At 41.2% G+C, this 22,943-nt stretch carries 13 protein-coding genes; 8 read left to right on the forward strand and 5 right to left on the reverse strand.

What is annotated here, in order from left to right; genetic code table 11:
- Window positions 1-56 precede the first annotated feature (56 nt).
- From NDN13_RS03340 to NDN13_RS03370, 5 genes are all read left to right on the forward strand, one after another.
- The gene (locus NDN13_RS03340; RefSeq protein ID WP_353050821.1) at window positions 57-11,771 is read left to right on the forward strand and encodes a two-partner secretion domain-containing protein; all 11,715 of its coding nucleotides are present in this window, start codon (window positions 57-59) and stop codon (window positions 11,769-11,771) included.
- A gap of 1 nt (window position 11,772) precedes the next feature.
- Window positions 11,773-12,096, forward strand: a complete 324-nt coding sequence (locus NDN13_RS03355) for a hypothetical protein (RefSeq protein WP_251117165.1) — start codon at window positions 11,773-11,775, stop codon at window positions 12,094-12,096.
- Between the two features lie 32 nt (window positions 12,097-12,128).
- The gene (locus NDN13_RS03360; RefSeq protein WP_251117166.1) at window positions 12,129-12,572 is read left to right on the forward strand and encodes an immunity protein YezG family protein; all 444 of its coding nucleotides are present in this window, start codon (window positions 12,129-12,131) and stop codon (window positions 12,570-12,572) included.
- Window positions 12,573-13,204: 632 nt separating this feature from the next.
- Complete coding sequence (locus tag NDN13_RS03365; RefSeq protein WP_251117167.1) at window positions 13,205-13,543, forward strand: hypothetical protein; 339 nt, start codon at window positions 13,205-13,207, stop codon at window positions 13,541-13,543.
- Window positions 13,544-13,783: 240 nt separating this feature from the next.
- The gene (locus tag NDN13_RS03370; RefSeq protein ID WP_016652560.1) at window positions 13,784-14,155 is read left to right on the forward strand and encodes a hypothetical protein; all 372 of its coding nucleotides are present in this window, start codon (window positions 13,784-13,786) and stop codon (window positions 14,153-14,155) included.
- A gap of 419 nt (window positions 14,156-14,574) precedes the next feature.
- On the opposite strand, the gene NDN13_RS03375 is transcribed toward NDN13_RS03370, so the two are convergent.
- The gene (locus NDN13_RS03375) at window positions 14,575-14,808 is read right to left on the reverse strand and encodes a hypothetical protein (protein WP_004653215.1); all 234 of its coding nucleotides are present in this window, start codon (window positions 14,806-14,808) and stop codon (window positions 14,575-14,577) included.
- A 468-nt stretch (window positions 14,809-15,276) separates the two neighbouring features.
- Between NDN13_RS03375 and hppD the strand changes: the two genes are divergently transcribed.
- Complete coding sequence (hppD, locus tag NDN13_RS03380) at window positions 15,277-16,332, forward strand: 4-hydroxyphenylpyruvate dioxygenase (protein ID WP_005189102.1); 1,056 nt, start codon at window positions 15,277-15,279, stop codon at window positions 16,330-16,332.
- A 69-nt stretch (window positions 16,333-16,401) separates the two neighbouring features.
- On the opposite strand, the gene NDN13_RS03385 is transcribed toward hppD, so the two are convergent.
- The 4 genes from NDN13_RS03385 to fahA form a co-directional block, all read right to left on the reverse strand.
- On the reverse strand, window positions 16,402-17,181 hold the full coding sequence (locus tag NDN13_RS03385) for an IclR family transcriptional regulator (protein WP_004653218.1): 780 nt from the start codon (window positions 17,179-17,181) through the stop codon (window positions 16,402-16,404).
- Window positions 17,182-17,464: 283 nt separating this feature from the next.
- Entirely contained in the window at window positions 17,465-18,013 is a 549-nt protein-coding gene (locus NDN13_RS03390; RefSeq protein ID WP_004653219.1) for a VOC family protein, read from the reverse strand.
- Window positions 18,014-18,032: 19 nt separating this feature from the next.
- Window positions 18,033-18,665 (reverse strand): maleylacetoacetate isomerase, encoded by a 633-nt coding sequence (maiA, locus tag NDN13_RS03395; RefSeq protein ID WP_004653220.1) that lies wholly within the window; start codon window positions 18,663-18,665, stop codon window positions 18,033-18,035.
- On the reverse strand, window positions 18,652-19,956 hold the full coding sequence (fahA, locus tag NDN13_RS03400) for a fumarylacetoacetase (protein WP_251117168.1): 1,305 nt from the start codon (window positions 19,954-19,956) through the stop codon (window positions 18,652-18,654). The genes maiA and fahA overlap by 14 nt, the downstream gene beginning before the upstream one ends.
- Window positions 19,957-20,312: 356 nt before the next feature.
- Between fahA and NDN13_RS03405 the strand changes: the two genes are divergently transcribed.
- Together NDN13_RS03405 and NDN13_RS03410 are read left to right on the forward strand one after the other, a co-directional pair.
- Window positions 20,313-21,701: an amino acid permease gene (locus NDN13_RS03405; protein ID WP_005203279.1), complete on the forward strand. Its 1,389-nt coding sequence runs from the start codon at window positions 20,313-20,315 to the stop codon at window positions 21,699-21,701.
- Between the two features lie 294 nt (window positions 21,702-21,995).
- Window positions 21,996-22,931 carry a LysR substrate-binding domain-containing protein gene (locus NDN13_RS03410; protein ID WP_065343811.1) on the forward strand — a complete coding sequence of 312 codons (936 nt, stop codon included), beginning with the start codon at window positions 21,996-21,998 and terminating at the stop codon, window positions 22,929-22,931.
- Window positions 22,932-22,943 lie beyond the last annotated feature (12 nt).

A 22,943-nucleotide genomic window follows, 5' to 3' on the forward strand; every position in this document is an offset into this window, starting at 1 on the left:
CACACTTTTTGATGTTTTTTTAATGAATTAAATAAATAAAGATTGGGTATTTAGGTATGAATAAGAATCGATATCGCGTTATTTTTAGTCAGGCACGTGGTCTGTTTATAGCGGTTGCAGAAATTGTAAAAAGCCGAACCAAAACAGCAGGTCAAAGTGGTGCTGTAGCACCTGATGCGCCTGCGACGCCATCAGTCCATTCTTATAAAAAACTGAATCCTCTGAATTTCGCCGTGATTAGTATGCTGGGCGCAGTGGTCTATATTATGCCATTAAGCAGTATTGCCAATACCCAAATTATTGCAGACCGTTCAGCACCCAATAATCAACAACCGCAAATTCTCAATTCTGCTAATGGTACGGTACAGGTCAACATTCAGACCCCAAGTGCTGGTGGTGTATCGCGTAATACCTATACGCAATTTGATGTGGGGCAGGAAGGCGCAATCCTGAATAATGCACGTAATAACACGCAAACTCAGATTGGCGGTTGGGTGCAAGGTAATGCCAATCTTGCTAGAGGTGAAGCTAAAGTTATTCTCAATGAGGTCAACAGTAGTAACCCAAGCCAGCTTAGGGGCTACCTTGAGGTTGCAGGCAAGTCGGCACAGGTGGTGATTGCCAATCCGTCAGGTTTGGTCTGTGATGGCTGCGGCGTGATCAATGCTGATCGCTTTAGCTTGACGACGGGTCAAGCAGTGATGAATCAAGGCTATCTTGAATCCTTCCGTGTTCGTGAGGGACAAGTCACCATCGAAGGTAAAGGTTTAAATGGTAGTCTCACTCCATTTACCGATGTCTATGCGCAGGCATTGAAAGTCAATGCAGGTCTATATGCCAAAGAACTCAATGTGGTATTAGGTCAAAATGAGATTCAAGTCAAAGACCCAACCACGCCACAATATACGCCAAACCCAAATGCAAATGGTTCAGCAAGCAATCCATCAGGCTTTGCACTGGATGTCGGAAAATTGGGCGGCATGTATGCAGGCAAGATTTTCTTGGTGGGGACTGAGCGTGGTCTGGGAGTACGCAATGCAGGTTCGATCAGCAGTACCGAATCGACACTAAAGCTCAATGCTAATGGGGATCTGATTAACCAAGGTAATCTTGTTGCGGCCAAAGATCAGATTGAACTTAAGGCACAGAATATTGAAAATACAGGCAATATTAGTAGTACTCAAAATCAGATTCAGCTACAGGCCACAAATATTAAAAATGCGGGTCTGATCGCCAGTCTGGATGAAGTCAAGCTAGATGCCCAAGGCAATATCAATAATAACCAAGGTGTGATCAATGCGGGACGTTTGGAGCTAAGGGCCAAAACACTTAGCAATGAAAAAGGCCAAATTGAACAAGTCGGCGGATCAAAACTCAACATCACGGCCAAGACGCTGGACAACCAGCAAGGACATATCGGTCGTGCGCTACAAGACAGTTCAAATGGCAATAATGGTTCAGAAAACGGCAATACAGCTCCACCAACTGTTAAAAATCCGGGACAGAACAGTAGCGCGCAGGATGCCAGTACAGTTGAAGTCATTCAACCTAAAGACATCGTTCCAAAGACATTCGCTGATGGCGTCATTCTGGTCGAAAATCAACTGAATAACCAAAGCGGTAAAATCAGCAATAATAATGACACGGCTTTGAAGGTTACGGACAAGATCAATAATACTGGCGGTGAGTTACAACTGCCTGAGTTGAAATTTACGGGGCAGGTATTTGAGAACCAAGGGGGTAAGCTCTCTGCCAACCAGATTGATATTCAAGCCAGCAATGTCAATAATCAGAAAGGCCAGTTAAATGCAGTTCAAGCACTAGAGATTCGTTCACAACAGTTAAATAACCAAGCGGGCAGTATTCAAAGTGAACAGGCACTGAAGATTGATAGCAAGACGATCAATAACCAAGAGGGTAAATTACTGGCAGTGAACAATGTCGAGCTGCAATCGGAGCAACTGAATAACCAGAAAGGTGTAATTGCCTCGACCAAGCACGATGTTGCGATCAAAGCGGATCAACTTGATAACAGCGCAGGTCAAATTTTAGGGCAACAGTTAACTATTGAATCTCAACAGATCAATAATCAAAGTGGCACGCTTCAAAGTCAAAAAGATTTAAACCTCAACGCCTCACAGATTGACAACGGCAGTCGTAAGGATACGGCAGGCAATATCATTGCCGCCAAAAACCTGAAGATTCAAAGCCAGCAATTGCAAAATACAGGACAAATCTATGCGGGTGACTCGGCGCAACTGAAGGTCAGCCAATTACAACAACATGGCCAGCTTGCGGCGCAAAATCAGGTCAAAGTTCAAGCCGAGCAGATCCAGAGCAATGCAGACAGTGTTTGGGCAGCAGGCTTAAGCCCAGATGGCAAGCTGAATAATGATGCTGCGACGCTGGAGATTAGCGCAGAGCAGGCGCAGATCGCAGGCAAGCTTTTGGCGGGTACCCAAGTGAGTCTCAATGCGAGTCGCCGTGCCGACCTGAGTGGTAGTGAAGTTCAAGCCAAGACTATCAAGGTTGATACGAGTGAGTTAACCACCCGTCAGGCGAAGTTACTTGCTGAACAGCAACTCAGCTTAAAGGCAACCGACAGGATTGATAATCAGGACGGTCAATACAGTGCAGCCGACATTCAGCTCAACACCTCAAAACTCAACAACAATAAAGGCCTGATTCAGCATACGGGCAAGAACGATTTGGTACTGGATGTTGCTGAACGGATAGATAACGATGCTGGACAAATCATCAGCAATGCAGCAAACACGACAATTAAAACCCAAAATCTGAGTTCGGTTGCAGGTGCGATCCTGCATGCAGGAGATCAGCAACTCAAGATCACGGCACAAGACCTGCACGCGCAGGATGGCAAGATCCAAAGCAATGGCAATATGCAACTTGAATTCGGTTCGGCCAATCTTGACCGTGCAACCACCTCTGCCAAAACTATTGAATTGCGTGCCGACAGTTTGAGCCACCAAAAAGGGCAAATGCTACAAAGCGCCGAAGATGGCCGTTTACAGATCACGGTGAACAAAGAACTCAATAACCGTGAAGGCGAGATCAGTGCAGCTGGTAACAGTAGCATCAAGGCAGACAGCTTGAATAATCAATCTGGTAAAGTGCTAAGTAACGGGTCAGTGGCTTTGAGTGTGACCGATCTCAATAATGAACAAGGCACACTGTATAGCAAAGATCAGTTGGGCTTAAATGCTACGGGACAAGTCAATAACCAATCGGGTCTAATCATTGCCAAGCAAGCCGAAATCAAGGCGCAAGCACTGGACAACAGCTCGGGGCGGATTCGTGCAGAACAAGGCGCATTAAATTTAACGGTTCAGCAACAGCTACAAAACCAAGCTGGCGAGATTTACGCGGCAGATACGATCGATCTCAAAGCGCAACAGCTTGGTAATCAAAAAGGTCTGATTCAGAGTAAAAACAAGATCAACCTGACGGCAGGCCGTGTAGATAACCAGTCTGGCACGATCTATGCCGCAACTGACATGACGATACTGACACAGGCCGAACTGAATAATCAGCAAGGGATTCTGGCGGCAAAAAATCAGCTGGATATTCGTAGCGGTGCACTGAATAACCAGTCTGGCATTATCCGTGCCGAACAAGGCGATACTCAGCTTCAAGCACAAGGACGCGTACAGAATAACAGTGGTGAAATCTCAGCTGCGAAAACGCTAAATGTGGTGGCGCAAGGCTTGGATAACCAAGCTGGGCAAATGCTGGCACAAGAACAATTGCGTGTCGATACCCAACAACAAAATTTAGAAAATGCCAGCGGGCGTATTCTGTCGAAACACGTCGATTTGCAAACTGGGGCATTGAATAACAAGGCGGGTTTGATTCAAGCAGAAAGTACTCTGCAAATTGATACGCAAAATCATGATTTGATCAATCAGGATTCAGGCGACAAAGGTGGAATTCTCAGTCAGGGTACATTACAGCTCAACAATATTCAGCAGTTACAGAACCAACGTGGTTTAATTGCGTCTGCGGGCAAGACCACCATACAGGCGCAACAGTTCGAAAATCAGGCTGGGCAAGTGAGTAGTCAGACCGATTTGCTGATTGAACAGAAAAATTCGGCTGGGGTGTTGAATAACCAAGGTCAGATACAGGCACTGAAAAATGTGCAAATCAAGGTGGATCAGGTCAATAACAGTGGTAGCGCAAGCCATATTGTGGCGGGTGATCAGCTAGCGATACAGGCACAACGTATTGATAACCGCGATAACAATGTCAAAGATGTGATTGGTGGTCTGGATGCGAAAAATATTCAGTTAAATGCCCAAGAACTGGATAACCAAGCAGGTGCCATCCGTGCCAGCGAGCAGGCAAATTTAAGCATTCAAAGCCAGTTAAATAATCAGCAAGGCAGTATTTCCAGTCTTGGTCAACTCAATATCGGCCAAGCTGAACAAAGCCTGAATCTTGATAATACTGCGGGTGAGTTATTGGCGCAGCAACAACTCAACATTCAGGCCAATGAGCTGATTAACCAAGGTAAAATCATCAGTCTGGGTGATGCCGAGATCAGTTTGAAGCAAAACTACACCCAGCATAAAGACAGCGAGCTGAAAGCCAATGGCACTTTGAAACTCAGTAGCGAAAAAGACATTATTAACCAGTCTGAAATCAGTGCAGGCAAGCAACTACATCTGAATGCGCAGAATATCCTGAATCAAAAAGATGCAAGCATTAACAGCGCCGAACTGCATCTCATCGCGCAGAATAAAGTCCATAACCAAGGATTGATCAATGGTGGACTGACGCATATTCAAGCAGAGCAGCTTCATAATGATGGGGCACGGATTTATGGTGACCATGTCGCGATACAGGCACAAACGCTCGATAACAAAAGCAACCTTGACGGTGTAGGCGCGGTGATTGCTTCACGTGGTGATATGCACCTCGGGATTGGCACACTGAATAATCAGGCTGGTGGTGCGGTCAATGCTGTTTCCAAAGACAATGCTTGGATTCTGAGTATGGGACAGCTCAAAATAGGCGGCTCACTGGATGACAATTATCAGGCACAGGGCACAGCCGACCTGATCAATAACCGTAGTGCAACCATCGAATCTCAAGGGGATATGCAGCTTGACGCCAAACGCATAGAGAACATCAATGAAAACTTTGAGGTGAAGGATGCTGCGATTTTAGAGTCATCGGTCAAGGTTCGTGGTTATGAGGATAACCGCCAGCCGGGGATTGATGTTTCAGAGGATATTGTTGAATTCCAGAAACAAGGTAACTTTTTATGGATGTTACTCAAAGATGGTCGTCGTTTAAGAACCTATAACATCTTTGAATACGATAAAGAAACCTATGTGCCAGAAGTGATCAGCAGCACCCCAGGGCAGATTATCAGTGGCGGCAATATGTTGATCAATGCGGAGCATGTGCTGAATGATCAGAGTCAGATTTTGGCGGCCAAAACCTTAACGGTTCAAGGCACAAGTATTGAGAATAAAGCATACACGGCCAATAAAACCACGAAGTTTAAGAATCCAATAAGATGGTTCTATGATTCGGGTAGAAAGACCCAAATCGGATTTAATCCTGCCGATGAAACAGAACCTTTTGTACTGAGTGGTCTCTATGGTGGGGATCAGGTCATTGGTACGCCGACCCACCAAATCAAAGCAGTAGAGCCAACACAAGCTGAGGCAGATATTCAGGCTTCGCAGCAAGCTGGGAAAGTTGAACTGCAACAGCAGCAAACTGAACAAAAGCAGATTGATGCTAAATCTGGCCAGCCTGTCAATCAGGACAACCAGAACGGTTCGAACAATGTTGATGCCGCGAAACAACTGGATGCATCGCAACAGACCCTAGGGCAGACCGAGACTTCAACAGGCTATGAAGTCCGTACGGTTCAGCAGAAAAGCATTCGCTTGCCGAGTAATGCATTATTTATCCAAACCAAAGACAGTCAGGCAGGCTTTTTGGTAGAAACTGACCCAGCCTTTAGCAATTACAAAAAATGGCTATCATCAGACCATATGTTGAATGCACTTGGCCTTGACCCTGCGAAACAACAAAAACGTCTGGGCGATGGTTATTATGAGCAGCGTCTGGTACAAGATCAGATTGCACAATTGACGGGTCGCCGTTTCTTGTCAGGCTATGGCAATGATGAAGAGCAATACAAAGCCTTGATGAACAATGGACTGACTTTTGCCAAGCAGTTTAATCTCACACCGGGTATTGCCCTGACCTCAGCCCAGATCGCGCAGCTGACCAGTGATATTGTCTGGCTGGAAGAAAAAACCATTCTTTTGCCAGATGGCAGCACGACTAAAGCGTTGGTTCCGCAGGTCTATGTCAAATCTCAGGTGGGTGATTTAAAAGGTGACGGAACTTTAATTGCCGCAGAGCAAGTGCAGTTGGATATGCAAGGTGACGTGCTGAACAGTGCCACCATTGCAGGCCGTGAAGCCTTAAAGATCAATGCCAATAGCATCAATCAACTGAACGGTCGTTTAGAGGCGAACCGTATTGGGATCAGTACCAAACAAGATCTGAACAATATCGGCAGCCAGATTGTTGCCAAAGATGCGCTGAGCATGGAGATTGGTGGCAATTTTAATCATAGTAGTACCCTGAGCAGTAACAGCAATAAATCAGGTCAAAATGAGTTTGGCTTTACCAAGATTGATCGTAAAGCGGGTATTTATGTTGGCAATGGTCAGAATAGCGATGCGTTGAAAAATACACTAAATATCCGTGTGGGTGGAAATACCAGCCTAAAAGCTGCTGATATCATTAATAGTAATGGTTCAAGTGTGATTCAAACACAGGGCGATGTCTCACTGGACACGTTGCAAACTGAACGTGTTACCAATAGCTATACCAATAAAAAGAATTTTGATTTTGGTACGCAAAAGCAGGATGTGGGCAATCAGATTCAATCGAAAGGTGATTTGACGCTCACTGGGAAGAATATTGATATTACAGGTTCGCAGCTCAGTAGTGAGCAAGGCAAGACTTTAGTCAGTGCCAGTGAAGATTTAACCATCAAAGAGGGTCGTAAGAGCAGCAGTTATGAGCATGCTGATGAAACCAAAAAGAAAGGTTTCTTAAAGAAAAAGACCACACAAAATTATATTAAAGATGTTGCAAATGAAGCTGTTGCAAGTACGGTAGATGGAAAGCAAGTCATTCTTGATGCCAAGAATATCAAGATTCAAGGCAGTGAGGTGGTATCGGATGAGTTGACTCAAATTCAAGCCAAAGAAAATATTGAAATCAAGGGGGCAGATAACTCCTACTTGAATATACATAATACGCAGACTAAAAAATCAGGATTGAGCGGTAGCCTGTCAGGTGGAGTTGCCAGCATTGGCTATGGTAAATCCAGCCTAAATACACAGCAGAACAATCAATCAACAGGTATAACCCAAAGCGTTATTGGAAGCATTAAAGGTGATACCAATATTATTGCTGCTAAAGATTTAACAGCCGAAGCTGCAATCATTCAATCTGGAAAAGACATTAATCTAGTCGGCGAGAATGTGAATCTTAATGCTGCATCTACCCATACTGAAAATAAAAGTGCCAGCCAGTCCAAGCAATCGGGTATTTCGGTTGGTGTGACCTATTCACCACTTGAAGCAGCAAGATCAAGTTATAAAGAAAGTACTGCGAATAACCAATTCTCGAACAGCGCTGTTGGACAAGTAATGGCTCAAGGTGAGGCTGTACGAAAAGCTGGTATGGCAGCAGCAACTCCTATTGTTGTATCTGGTGGTAAACAGCGAACACAGCAATCTTCTAATTATTCATCCACACAGGCTGTAGTGACTGAGGTTGCTGCAAAAGGCAATTTAAATATTATTGCCAAAGCTGGTGATATTAATAGCCAAGGTGCAAAAATCTCAGCGGAAGGTGATGCTCTTTTACATGCACGAGACGATATTCTTTTAGGCACAACTCAACAACAGCAAACTCAATCTGCAAATAGTCAACGTAGCGGTGTTAGTATTGATAATCGCGAATGGACTGCTCCAGCAGGCACATATAAGGATAAAAATAAGGGCAATGGAAACATTGTTCAATCCGTGGGGACACAAGTTTCTGTAGGGGGGAAATCGACCCTGCAAACAGAAAAAGGTGATATTAATATTATTGGCAGTACCGTGGTATCACAAGGCGATAACACGATTAATGCAGCTCGAGATATTAATATTCAGTCGAGTCAGAATAGTCAAAGCCAACAAGAATCACAGAGCAGTAAAGGGATTGGGAATGCACAAATCTCGGATACAGAAAAGTTCTATGGCTACATGAAAAGTCAAAATAACAGTCAGAGTCAGGCTGTTGAGCAGCAACGCAGTCAGGTCGGTAGCCTAGATGGCAATGTCAATATTCAGGCTGGAAATAAATATACCCAACAAGTGGCGGATGTACTTGCGGGTAAAGATATCAATATTAAAGCCAAAGATATTGCGATCTTGGAAGATAAAAATACTGGCCACTCAAGTCAATCTTCTAAAGACTTGAAAGTTGGACAATTCAGTCGCGTCAGTTCACCCATCCTTGATGTGATTAATGCTGGTGATCAAGCAATCAATAGTAAGGCGGATCAGCGTACCCAAGCTTTACAGGGTGCAGCAGCAGTTGCCCAAGGTTACCAGAGCTATAGTGACTTACAAGGTGGTGCCATTGTCAAAGCTGAAACAGGCATTGGTTTTAAAACCAGTAAGAGTGAACAAAATAACCAATATGCCAATTCACAACAAAATCTTTTGAATGCTGGTGGCAATATCAACCTCACCAGTACCGAAGGCAATATTCATCTACAAAATACGCAGGTTAAAGCCAAAGATACGATTAATTTAGATTCCGCACAGCATATTTTACTTGAGTCTGGACAAAGTCAGCAAAAGGCAGAGGGTAAAAACAGCAATGCAGGGCTCAGTGTGGGTGTTGGTGCATCTGTTGGCGCACAAACGGGTGTGTATATTTATGGCGAAGCGGGTTATGGCAAAGGCAGTAATCATAGCGATAATAACATTCATAGCCAGACGAGCTTAGATGCCAATAAGGTCAGTATCAAGAGCAAGGGTGATACCACTTTGAATGGTGCGCAGGCAACGGCAAACCGAATTGATGCTGATGTTGGTGGAAAGCTAAGTATCCAAAGTCAGCAAGATCGTATCGAGCAAGACATTAAACAAACTGGAGCAGGTGCTCGGGTACAGGCGTCTTTAGGTACTGCATGGCAGGCATCTGGCAACTATAACAACAGTAAGGCACAAGGTTCTTCAAATAGTGTTAACCAGCAATCAGGCTTATTTGCTGGAGATGGTGGTTACCATGTCAAAGCAGATCAAGTTGATCTCAAAGGTGGTGCAATTGTTTCGACTGCAAGTAAAGACAACAATAACCTGACTGCCAACAGCCTGACCTTTAGCGATATTAAAAACCAAAGTCAGTATGATGCGAAAAGTGTCAGTTTATCTGGTGGAACAAGCTCTGCGAAAGATGGTAACGCTGCGAATCCAACCAATAATGAGAATTGGCGTAACAGTACCAGCTTTAGCCCAAGTCTCCCTCAGCATGAGTCGGACAAGGACAGCAGTGTAACCCGAGCTACATTAAGCGAAGGAAATATCAGTATTGGTGGTAAAAAAACCACGACGACAGAGTTGGGTATCCATAATGATGCCAATACTGCACACCGTACGGTAGAGACTCTGCCAAACTTGCAAGAGATATTGGACAAGCAAAAGACAGTAGCCGATGCGACCTCGACTATTGCGGCAGCAACACGTACTTATAACCAAAACCAGCAAAAACAGGCAGAGGCTGAAAAACAGCAAACAGAACAAAAGGCGATCGCTGAACTACAAGCCAAAGGTGGAGAAGAATGGAACAAATACCAGAACTCGACAAATATAGCTGAAAGACAGGAAATCCTTAAAAATAATTCTGAGGGTTATAAAGCCGCATCTGAACAAGCCCAAGATTGGGGCATGGGCGGTAATAAGAGTCGAGCGGTGAATGCGGTCACGATGGCAGTGACAGGTGCATTGGGTGGACAAACGGATATGCAGGTTGTAGCGAATACACTTGCGCCTTATGTTGCACAGGGAATCGGGCAGCAGTTTGGACATGGTGAAGACAAGAACAAAGCGGCTCAACTGGTCAGCCATGCGATTTTAGGTGCAACGCTTGCTTATGTGAATGGGGGGAATCCAGCAGCAGGCGGCAGTGCAGCGGTTGCAAGTGAAGCAGCAGCAGACTATTTAGCAAACCAGTATAAGGATAATCCTGCTTATCAAAATGAGAAGGGTGAATTTATACCAAATCTGTTACCCGAAGATGTGAAGACACAAATTCGAGATTTGACTGCAGCCATTGGAGCAGTGGTTGGGGGAACAGTTGGAGATTCGGCATTTGAAGCGCAGATCTCTGGTGTGGTTGCTCAGAATGCAGTGGAGAATAATATTGACTCCCCAGCAGATCGAAGAGATGCTAAAGCAAATTCAAGACAATTGTATGAATCTGCATGTGCATCAGCAGGATTGGCAGCAGGGTCCGCAGCATGTGGGCAGCATCTACGAAATGAAACAGCAGCATTGATTAAACAAGCTGGAAGTCTAACCTTAGACTTTATCCCTATTATTGGGGATATTAAGGGGTATGTGGAAGCACAAACGGTAGGTGATTATGTCTTTGCAACCGTTGGACTTGTGCCATTAGTTGGAGATGCTGCAAAAGATTTTTATAAAGCGAAAAAAGCTTATGAAATAGCAAGCAAAAATGGCGATGTTAGTAAAATGAAAGTCGCGATGAATGAAGCAGTACAAGCTTGTTCAGGTGGTGCATGTTTTACAGCAGGAACACTCATTGAAACTGATCAAGGTCTCAAAGCCGTAGAACAATTTGAAGGTGGAGAACTTGTTTGGGCAAGAAATGATGTCACACTGGAATATGGTTATCGTCCTGTCATAGCGACTAAAATTACAGCAGATCAAGCAATTTTCCAAGTCACACTTAAAGATAAAGATGGGCAAGAAGAAACACTTGAAACCACAGCTGAGCACCCATTCTGGATCAAAAACTTAGGTTGGTTAAAAGCTTCATTATTACAATCAGGTATGATCTTGCTTGATCGAAATAATGAAGAGCTTTCAGTTGTTAGCCAGACTCTCATACCAAATCGACTTGAGACTGTTTATAACATTGAAGTTGATGGGTTCCATACCTATCATGTTGGTAAGTTGGGTACGTGGGTTCATAATGCCAATTGTTGTGAGATTAAGTCAACTAATGCCTTTGTACCAGTAAAACCAAAGTTAAATTATACTGTAGGAGTTGAAAATAAAGGGAATGGAATTAAGAACATTGATATTTCTACAAAGCAACGTTTTGATGCTAACGGTATTCCTAAAGATGGTAAATTTGAGGCATCATTTTTATATTCTTCTTTCAACTCAAAGACTGGTGAATTCTATATTGAAAAAATGAAGGCAATGCAGCAAGGTCATGGTACTGGAAAAGAAATGCTTTCTCAATCAATTGAAAATATAGGCTATTCTAATATCAAAATTGCGAAAGCAGAATTAGCTATGGATAATAAATCCGCATTTGAAGCTGCTTACAATAAGTCAAAAAATTTAATTGATGCTGTTAACAACACGCCTTTAGGTAAGGCAATGAATGATTTAGGTTTTAAAGTTAAATCGGTAGAATATAATGCCGGAATGCCAAAGGTTTTATTTGAGAAAAAATAATATGCTTAAGAATTTTGTCAATAACATGATCAAATTAGAACGCTATGATGATTTACTGGATCTCTTGACTCAAGAATCACCTTATACGACGGATTCAGTGAGTAATATACCAAAAGCAAGAGAGGAAATAGAACAATATTCATATGCAGTAGATCACATACGTTTTTTAAAAAAATTTGGACATACAGATGAACTAATGATTGATAAAGATGGGCGAGCATATCGTTGGAATATCGATTATTTTGATAAATGGCTGGAAAATGGTGTTAAAGGATTGGAGGAAAATGAAGTTGAAAGTTATTTGAAAGATTATCCATTTCCGTAGTCTAAAGCTGTAGTGTTATTTTGGGTTGATTTATGAATGAGCAAGATATATATCAAAAAATTGGTGAGCTTCTATGGTCAATCATGGCAGAAGAAGCAACAGTTATTTTCTGCACAGGTATGATTTATAAAGATCATAATTCATATAGTTTTAGATGGTTAACTCAAGATGGTAGAAAAAAATCATTTGATTTTGAGAAAATGCCTGGTGAAATTGGAGATGAAATAATATCTTTAATGGAAGAGTTAAGATCATTGGATATGTTTGTAGAAAAATGGACCCATTTTAAAATTTCTTTAACAGAAGAGGGTAAAATTGATTTTGAATTTGCTTATATTCCTGAAGAAGACAGTTGGGTGAGTTTATATCTACGGGGAATTAGTGATCTTTCTGAGGAAGAGTTAGATAGAGATTACTCACAGATTCCTAAAGAGTTATGGGAAGAGAGAGTTAGGATTAAAAATCAGAACCAATAAAATTTAAATTTTTCTGCAGCCCTGGGTTTTGACTTAGGGCTTTTATTTGTATAGATAGATTAAATAAATCTTGATGCTAAGAATATTAAGGTAACGACAGTAAAATTTTTGATCCTGCTTGGAGTGGTGTTAAAGATACATGGAGAAAACTAAAGTGAGTAATAAAAATTTATACACTTATCTAAGTTTAGAAAAATCTTTTATGGATAGTGCTGAACTAATCATAAAAATTGATGAAACTTTATATACTATTTATGAGATTTATTCACATGTTGGTAAATAAATTTATGAATATGTTAACTCTATTTTTCCTGATAATAAGGATTTCTTTTGTGCAAGCCCTGATGGTTTCTCAGACTGTTTAAGCGAGTTCTTTAGTCTTTATAAGAAAGAAAAAATAAGGTTTGAAATAATTGGAAAGGGTAATGGAATTTCTGATAACGAACTATATGTTTTTTTATACATGTTGTCTTTTAATGTATTTGAGATTGGCTGTGCGAATGGTTTGAAGGTGGTTATTTCAAAGGAAATATTAGATGTGTATCTAAATCAAAGAGATTAATTGATTTAGATACACATCCAGATGATTTTGTTGTTTATTGAAATTATTGTAAATAAGAGGTAACTATTAAGTGATTGATATTGTAGAAAAACAAACAAAAATTTTGAATAAATTATTGAATATTATGGTTGATAGTATCGATGGCGATTATGATAGTGTTGTTTGTAATTTTGAATATGATCACGGCTATAAAGATGGATCATCATCTACAGGAGCAGAACTTTCTTACTCCATTAATTCAGAAAATAGATCTATTGGTATTAGAGAAATGAGTGTTATAGATGGTTTGATTAGAGAGTTACATGAGGTGATGAAAGTTCATACTGGTGGTGATTGGAAAGAGTTTGTTTTAAGTCTGGATGAAAATGGTAGGGCTCATACGAAGTTTATTTATGATGAAAAAACATAAATTCTTCTAGTTTATTTTTCTTGATTTTAAAGCATGCTCTTGTTGGTGTGCTTTTTTATATTACTATTTTAGTTGGTAAGTCAGCTAGATTTGGTAGTTTAGTTTTAAAAATAAGGGAAATAATTTTTTAATTTAGAGAGTTAAGTTAGATATACAAACGGCAAAAGCTATTTTAGCCCAGTCGATACTTTTAAAAAAGCATTTACTGGCGAAGCAATTGTTCCAAGGAATTATAAATAAATGTTAAATTTAAATTTAGATTTACCTAATAATATCTATTCAGAAATGATGTTAGATTGTGAAAATATTCCTTGTTTAGTTAGAATAAGTGATACTTTTATGATTGATTTTTTTGAAACTGTACCTAATGTGTCTGGACAGGTTCTAGAGTGGTCATGGCATGATCTAAATCATAGAGTGCCTGCTGGAACAGGAGGGGAATATTTGTATTATAAGAGAAGTTTAATCACACTAAATCAGATTGCTGAAAAGAAGTTCGCTATTGTTGCATTGAGCATGTTCGTGAATGGTGTTGGATGGTGTTCTGTCATAGAAAATGGTGAATATGCGAATCCAAATTCTAGTTTATGGGATGTTGATCCAGATGAATAAACATGTAAGAAGAAAGAAAATCAATTCATTATAGACAAATAGTATCAAAGTTTGAGCTTAAGTGAGCAAGAGTAAACTCATTTAAATTGTACTAGCTCAAACCTGATCTAACAGTTACTGATATTTGATATGGCCGTGACAGGTGCATTGGGTGGACAAACGGATATGCAGGTTGTAGCGAATACACTTGCGCCTTATGTTGCACAGGGAATCGGGCAGCAGTTTGGACATGGTGAAGACAATAACTAAGCGGCTCAACTGCTCAGCCATACGATTTTAGATGCAGCAGTTGCCGCGACAGGTGATAATAATGCCTTGAGGGCGGGTATTGCAGCAGGTGGTGCTGAGGCCACAGCGCCGCTACTTGCCGCGTATTTGTATGGTAAGAAAGCCAAAGATTTGACTAAAAAACAGAAAAATTACTCTAGCTCAAGCTGATAGTCATCTTTGGTGACCTTGATTTTAATCTTTTTATACTTTCTTTTATTCGGGTTTAAAGCGGAGTCAGTGACTTCGGTGGCAAAACTCGAATTTCCCATCAAGTCATAATAGGCTTTATAACCAATCAAGATCTTTTGCGGTCTACCACTATGTTCATGGCTATAGCTTTCAATGAGTTGAGTTAACTGTTCTAAAATCGAAGTTTGCGTCATGTCTATCTCATTCGCCTGCGTAGCTCATAGGCTTAAGCTAATCGAACTTTGTTAAGGAAATAAGACAGGCAGTCTACTCACAATACATTTATTCCTATCAGCTTGAGACCATAGTCTGATTTAGAGATATCGCCAATTATTCTTTAATAGCGACCTTTATTGGCAGAGCCAAATAGTAATAAAATTACACATAACATAATTTAATTATGTATTGCATAACTTTGGACTTTCTTGTAGCATGAATTTATAGCTGAGAGCCAAGATAAAGAATCATGATTTCTTCATTTGGCTGACTTATGGACGGAAAAGGCTTTAACACGGATGCTTTTACATACTTATAAAAACACCGGTCGCCTTTTCTGATAACGCATGTATAGGTTGATGCTTTTAGATAGCGATTAAGCAATTGAAGAATAAGACCTATACAGAGCATTAAACGGATGAATTTATCTAAATAAGGGAAACTAGATGGACATTTTAGATAACCCATTAGAATTATGTGGTTTTGCTTTTATTGAATTTGTTTCGACGGAAAACGGATTAGATCAGATCTTTGAGACCATCGGTTTTTCTAAAGTCGCAAAGCATAAGTCTAAAAAAGTTTATTTATGGCGTCAGGGTAATATCAACATTATCTTGAACTACCAGCCTGAATCTTATGCTTCATTCTTCTTTAAAGAACATGGTCCTTCAGCCTGTGCAATGGGTTTCAGAACCCGTGATGCAGCCAAAGCATTTAGCAAAGCAGTGGAGCTTGGTGCAGAGCCGATGTATTCACAAGCTGGGCCGATGGAATTAAATATTCCTGCGATCAAAGGGATTGGTGGCATGCCAATTTTCCTTGTAGATCGTGATATCTATGAAAATGACTTTGTTTTCTTTGATGATGCGGACAGAAATCCTAAAGGCGCAGGCCTGAACGAAATCGACCATTTAACCCATAACGTCTATAAAGGGCGTATGGAGTATTGGGCGAACTTCTACGAAAAAATCTTTAACTTCCAAGAAATCCGCTACTTTGATATCAAAGGCGAATATACAGGTTTAACCTCTAAAGCCTTGACTGCGCCAGATGGTATGATTCGTATCCCATTGAATGAAGATTCAGACAAGGGCAACGGTCAAATTGCAGAGTTCTTGGCAGATTTCAACGGTGAAGGCATTCAGCATATTGCGTTTATTACCGATGACTTGCTTTCAACATGGGACAAGCTAAAAGGGATCGGCATGCAGTTTATGACCGCACCACCTGAAACCTATTATGAAATGTTGAAAGAGCGTTTACCGAATCATGGTGAGCCAACGGAAGAACTGCAAAAACGCGGTATCTTGTTGGATGGCAATACCAAAGATGGTCAGAAAAAGCTGTTATTACAGATTTTCTCGCAGAACATGCTTGGACCTGTGTTCTTTGAATTTATCCAACGTAAAGATGATGATGGTTTTGGTGAAGGGAACTTTAAGGCATTGTTTGAATCCATCGAACGTGACCAGATCCGTCGTGGTGTACTAGAAGCAAAATAATCCTGCTCAACGCTAGAAATTAAAAAAGCCAAGAAGTTTGCTTCTTGGCTTTTTAATATGGATGAAAAATTAACGGGTTTGAATATATTGATTGATTGCTGCAACTTCACGTTTAAACAGTTCTAAGTTCTCGCTGCCTTCATGAACCGAGAAAAACATTTCACTGTCCAATGCCACAATACAAAACTCCATTGAATGATGCGCATTAAAGATCGGTAGACCCACTGCATTAATCCCGACCAGAAGATCACCCTGAGCAATCGACATACCGTGTTGCAGAACATTTTCTTTTAATACTAAGAACTCATCCCAATCGGTCGGTTTAATCGGGTAATGGTTATGAGCCGCTTTTTCCCATTCCGCTTGCATCAACGGCTTAATCACGGCTTCAGGCATATAAGAGGCAAACACACGACCCGCTGCGGAATTGACCAATGGCATGATCGAACCGACCTTGGTCACGATTGAAATTGGATGGTTAGATTCAATCGATTGCACCACTAAAGGCCCTTTAGGTGACCATTTACTGATTTGAATACCACAGCCAATCTTGTTTTGTAATTCATAAATCAGGTGCTGAACCAGCTGTAATACATCGGTATGCTGGATACAGTTCAAGCCTAAACGCCATGCTTGATCACCTAAGGCATACTGACCATCAGTGAGTTGCTTGGCGTAATTCATACGAATCAGACTGACCAGATAGCGGTGTACCTTAGCAGGGTGCATATCCAGTTTGCTGGATAGGTCTTTTAATATAATGGGCTTGTTATGCTCTAAAAGGGCATTCAGTACCGCTAAACCGACCTCAAGTGATTGAACCCCACCAGATAACTTTTCTTCAATCATTCAATAACCCTTAAGCTGCGTGCTTTCACGCCGTATTTGTTGCTGTCAATCATGGACAATTTACATCCAGCACATAATGCCTGAGCAGTTGGCAAAATAGAAATCATCTTTTTAAATGAATCAAATCGGTGAATTGCATAAGCATACAATTGTTTTTAGAGAGATTGCACGCTATTTTGCTGAGCCTACTATGCCTTAAAAATATACAAAATGCTTTAAATTTAGACCATAAAAAAAGGCATTAGCATTTTACAATGCTAATGCCAAATTCATGGAACTGGATTTATGCACCGAGTTCATCTTCGTGTAAGAAATGAGTATGGTGTGGTGCACGTTTGGTGCGACTCCACTCATCCAGCATTTCTAATTTCATTTCTTCGGTAATGCGTGCAATCTTGGCATCGGCATGGACATCATTATAGGTCAATTCCAAACGGTGACCATTTGGATCGAAGAAGTAAATCGAATGGAAGATACCATGGTTGGTTACCCCTAATACCTTCACATCATTTGCTTCCAGATGCGCTTTTGCTGCCATCAGTGCATCTAAATCTTCTACTTCAAAAGCAATATGTTGTACCCATTGCGGTGTGTTTTCATCACGGCCCATATCTGGTTGAGTCGGCAGTTCAAAAAATGCCAATACATTGCCTTGGCCCGCATCTAAAAACAAATGCATGTACGGATCAAAGGCTTTGGTGGATGGCACATGGTCTTCTGCAAAGGCTAGAATGAAATCCATATGCAGCATTTTTTTGTACCATTCGACGGTTTCTTTGGCGTCTTTACAGCGATAAGCCACATGGTGAATTTTTTTAATTGCAAAGCTCATGATAAAACTCCTTTTATCTCTATTCCCAATCTGGTTGTTGTTCTGGGGTCGCATTTAAGAATGCGGGAAGGGTTAAGCAATGTTGGTAGATCGACTCAATCTTGGGGAAAGCACTTAAATCAATTTTAAAGCGCTTGGCGTTATAGACTTGAGGAATCAAACAGCAGTCGGCAAAAGTCGGCTGTGAGCCAAAACAGAATTGCCCATTGGAATGCTGTAATTGCATTTCTAAGCTGTGAAAGCCTTCTAAAATCCAATGTCGGTACCACAGTGTTTTTTGCTCGTTACTGATCGCAAGATCGTTTTGCAGGTACTTCAACACTCTCAAGTTATTGATTGGATGAATGTCACAGGCAATGCTTTGTGCAAAGGCACGGACTTTGGCACGTTCCACCAGATCTTTAGGTAGCAGCGCTTTGGCTGGATAACGTTCTTCCAGATATTCCAAAATGCTGAGCGACTGGGTAAAGGTCTGATCTTGGTCAAGCAGTGTTGGCACCAACTGACTTGGATTGAGGGCACGATAACTTGCCAGTTGCTGCTCATTTTTAACAAGATGCACTGCTTCAGTTTCATAGGGCAATGCTTTCAGGTTAAGCGCGATACGTACCCGATAAGCCGCAGAGCTACGAAAGTAACTATACAGTTTCATAACGCTCGTCCTTTTGTTGATTAAAACGAAAGTGACGTGCTGGTAAAATGGTATTGGCAACTTCGCCAAAGCCCACGCGAATTCCATCTTTTTCACAGTAGCCTTTCATCACGACACGGTCACCATCTTCCAAGAAGCCACGCTTTTCGCCGTTGGAAAGGTTGAGCGGTTTGGTGGTATTCCAAGTCAGTTCCAGTAAGCTGCCATAAGAATCTTCAGTTGGGCCTGAAATCGTGCCTGAACCCATTAAATCGCCGACTTGTACATTACAGCCTGCAATGGTGTGGTGAGTCAGTTGCTGTGACATTGACCAATACATATATTTAAAGTTGGTTTGGCAAATCACATCGGCTTGTTCAGATTGAGGTGTTTGCACTTCAACACTAAGGTGGATGTCATAGCTGTTTGTGGTGTTTTCTTGTAGATAGCCTAATGGTTGTGGCTGTTGCTCTGGACCTTTGACTTTAAATGGCTCAAGTGCTTCCATGGTCACCACCCAAGGTGAAATGGCGCTGGCAAAGGTTTTGGCATTGAATGGGCCTAAGGGTACATATTCCCATTGTTGAATATCACGAGCTGACCAGTCATTCAGCAACACCATGCCAAAGATGTGTTCCCATGCGTTTTCAATCGCAATCGGCTCACCCAATTCAGTTGCTTTACCCACGACAAAAGCGGTTTCTAATTCAAAGTCGAGTTTACGGGTTGCCGAGAACACAGGGCGTTCTTCATTCGGTAATTTGATTTGGCCAGAAGGGCGCACAATGTCTTTACCGCTGACAATCACAGAACTGGCACGACCGTTATAGCCGACAGGCAATTCGCTCCAGTTCGGCAATAGCGCATTTTTAGGGTCTCTAAACATAGTGCCGACATTGGTGGCATGTTCTTTCGATGAATAGAAGTCGGTATAGCCAGGAACATGAATCGGCAAATGTAAAACCACATCTTCTTGTTTAAACAACACTTGCTGACGTAAATCGGCATCATCACGTAAGGTCGGATTTTCCGCAGACAATAAGCTTTGTAAGGTACTGCGAACCGTATGCCAATTTTGTTTGCCTGTTTCGATGAATTTATTCAGTGTCGGCTGATTAAAGCAGTTTGCTGTCGCGAGCTGTAATAAGCCTTTTTGCTCTAATGCGGCAAGGTCAAGCACCCATTCACCAATTGCAACGCCCACACGTTTGTCAGCTTGTGCGGTCTCGCTAAAAATACCGTATGGCAAATTATGTATTGTGAAATCTGATTGGGCATCAATCTCAAGAAAAGAAGTTAAATGATGGGCCATGATTCGCTTTCCTTGTCTTTAATTCTGTTGGTCTAATCTGGTTTTTTAGGGAGTATTTTGATTAAGTAATTGAAAGATAAATTGATATTTAAGTTTTTATCTGCCAATTCTAGTTTACTTAGAGCAAAAATCCCTGCGTCTTAATTTCTATCATACTGAAAATAATTAATTACGCAATACATAATTTAATTACATTATTCATAATATTTGTTATTTATTGAATTTTCTGTTTATATGCGCGGTTATTCGAAAAGTGAATTAATTATTTTTCGAGTTAGATATAGGCATTTGTGATTAACTTATGATATACGTAATTTTAGACAGAAAAATTACGCGACACGGATGAGAATAATCATATGTCAAAACAGGAGCAAGGAAACCTGAACCCAGGTTTAAGCAATCGGCATATCCAGCTTATTGCGCTAGGTGGTGCGATTGGCACAGGTTTGTTTCTAGGTATCTCACAATCGATTAAGCTGGCGGGCCCATCGGTCATTCTGGGTTATGCGATTGCAGGGCTTATTGCATTTTTAATGATGCGACAGCTAGGTGAAATGGTGGTACAAGAGCCAGTCAGTGGTTCATTTAGTCATTTTGCGTACAAATACTGGGGTTCTTTCGCAGGCTTTATGTCTGGCTGGAACTACTGGGTACTCAATGTACTGGTCTGTATGGCTGAGCTCACAGCGATTGGGTTATATATTCAATATTGGTGGCCTGAAATCCCGACATGGGTTTCGGCATTGGCCTTTTTTATCTTAATTAACGGTATCAACCTTTTGCATGTCAAATTTTTTGGTGAAATGGAGTTTTGGTTCTCTATCATCAAAATTTTAGCAATCTTGGCCATGATTGGTTTTGGTTCATATTTACTTGCAACAGGAACAGCAGGGCCACAGGCTGGTATCAGTAACCTTTGGGCATTGGGTGGATTCTTTCCATTTGGTGTAGAAGGTCTAGTGATGGCAATGGCGGTGATCATTTTCGCCTTTGGTGGCATCGAGTTATTTGGTATTACTGCGGCAGAAGCACGTGATCCTGATAAAACCTTGCCGAAAGCAGTAAATCAAATTATCTATCGTATTTTGATTTTCTATATTGCAACGCTTTTCATCTTATTCGCGCTGTTCCCTTGGAACCAAATGGCGCAAGGTGGTAGCCCATTCGTGATGGTCTTTGCATCATTGGATAGCCAAGGCGTTGCAACAATGTTGAACTTTGTGATCTTGACTGCGGCTGTATCTGTTTATAACGGAACCAGCTATTGCAGTAGCCGTATGTTATTGGGCTTGGCTCAACAAGGTAATGCACCTAAGTTCCTTAAGAAAATCAACAAACGTGGTATTCCGACCAATGCTGTTTATGTATCTGCATTCGTCACGGTGCTGTGTGTATTGTTGAACTATGCGTTTCCTGAGAAAGCATTTGGTTTGTTAATGATGCTGGTGGTTGCAGCCATTGTGATTAACTGGGTGGTGATTTCTTGGACGCATTTAAAGTTCCGTAAAGCCATGCAAGCACAAGGGCTAACGACTAAGTTCCCAAGTATTGCTTATCCATTCAGTAATTATCTATGCATTATTTTTATGCTTAGTATTCTTGTGGTGATGTCAATGACTGCAGATATGCGTATCGCGGTCATGATGATTCCCGCATGGATTCTGTGTTTGATGCTGGCGTATTATGTAAAGCAACGTAAGTTGAGAAATGCTCAGCCGAGTGTGGCGTTGAATACGGATGCGTAAGTTGTAAATTGATTGTTAAAAAGGGCTGAAAATTCAGCCCTTTTTGTTTTTATGTTGGGAAAATTATATTGAATGAGAAAAACTCATGCATCTATTCGTTTTTCTCACTTTTTATCGATTGTGATTTATGAGACTTTATCGAAATTAAAAGAATGAAATAATTTATTACTTGGATAATAAGTTAATTGAGCAACATCACAAGGAAGTCCGTTTGAAGCTGTAGTCATCTTTACTTGAACAAGGTGGTTAACACAGATGTTCGACATCGACATAGAGGACAAATAAGGAGCGTCCATGAGAATTAAACCATTGCCACCTATGAATAGTTTGATTGTATTTGAGGCAGCAGCACGCCATTTGAGTTTTACTCAGGCTGCGAATGAACTGAATGTGACTCAAGGTGCAATAAGTCGTCAGATTAGGCAACTCGAAGAATATCTAGGGAAGGAGTTATTTGTCCGTGCCAATCGCAATCTTGTTTTAACGCCTACAGGCTTACAATATTATCAAACGATATACAGTGCTTTACAGGATGTGTCTAAGGCAACCGCCGAAATTAAAAAATGGCAGGGTGAGCATCAAGTCACAGTCGTTACAACCAATGCTATGGCAGCCTTGTGGTTGTTACCTAAAGTGGCTACTTTTCAGCAAAATGAAGGCATTGATTTAAGAATTTTAACTACCGAGAATATTCTTGACCTGCATAAAATGGATTGTGATCTAGCTTTATTTTATTGCAAAGTACCCCCAATCGAGATGAAAGTTACACCTTTATTCCCTGAAGAAGTTTTTCCTGTCTGTAGTCCTGCTTATCTTGCTCAATTTCACGACAAAAGCCCTGAAAATATCTTTGGAAAGAGTTTATTGTCTTTGGATGAATCGCAAAAAGATTGGGTAAATTGGGCTGAATGGTTTGCTTTGGTAGGATATCCGATGTTCAAGCCTAAAAGCAGAGTCAATATAAACAATTACCCATTACTCATTCAGGCTGCTATTAATGGGCAGGGTGTAGCTTTGGCATGGGGTTCTTTAGTCGATGATTATTTAGAAAGTGGGGCATTGGTTCGTCCTGTTGAAACTGTATTACGTACCCAAGCGAATTTCTGCATGTTAGAACCTGCCGATCGAGGGGTTATTCCTTCTACAGTCAAACAGTTCCGTCATTGGCTTTTAGAGCAGTTGCCGGGACAAGTTGGGCAAAAAGGGTTGAATGAGCTGTTAATGGACTAGCAAAGTATTTAA

Source organism: Acinetobacter sp. C32I (assembly GCF_023702715.1).
Lineage (GTDB): Bacteria > Pseudomonadota > Gammaproteobacteria > Pseudomonadales > Moraxellaceae > Acinetobacter.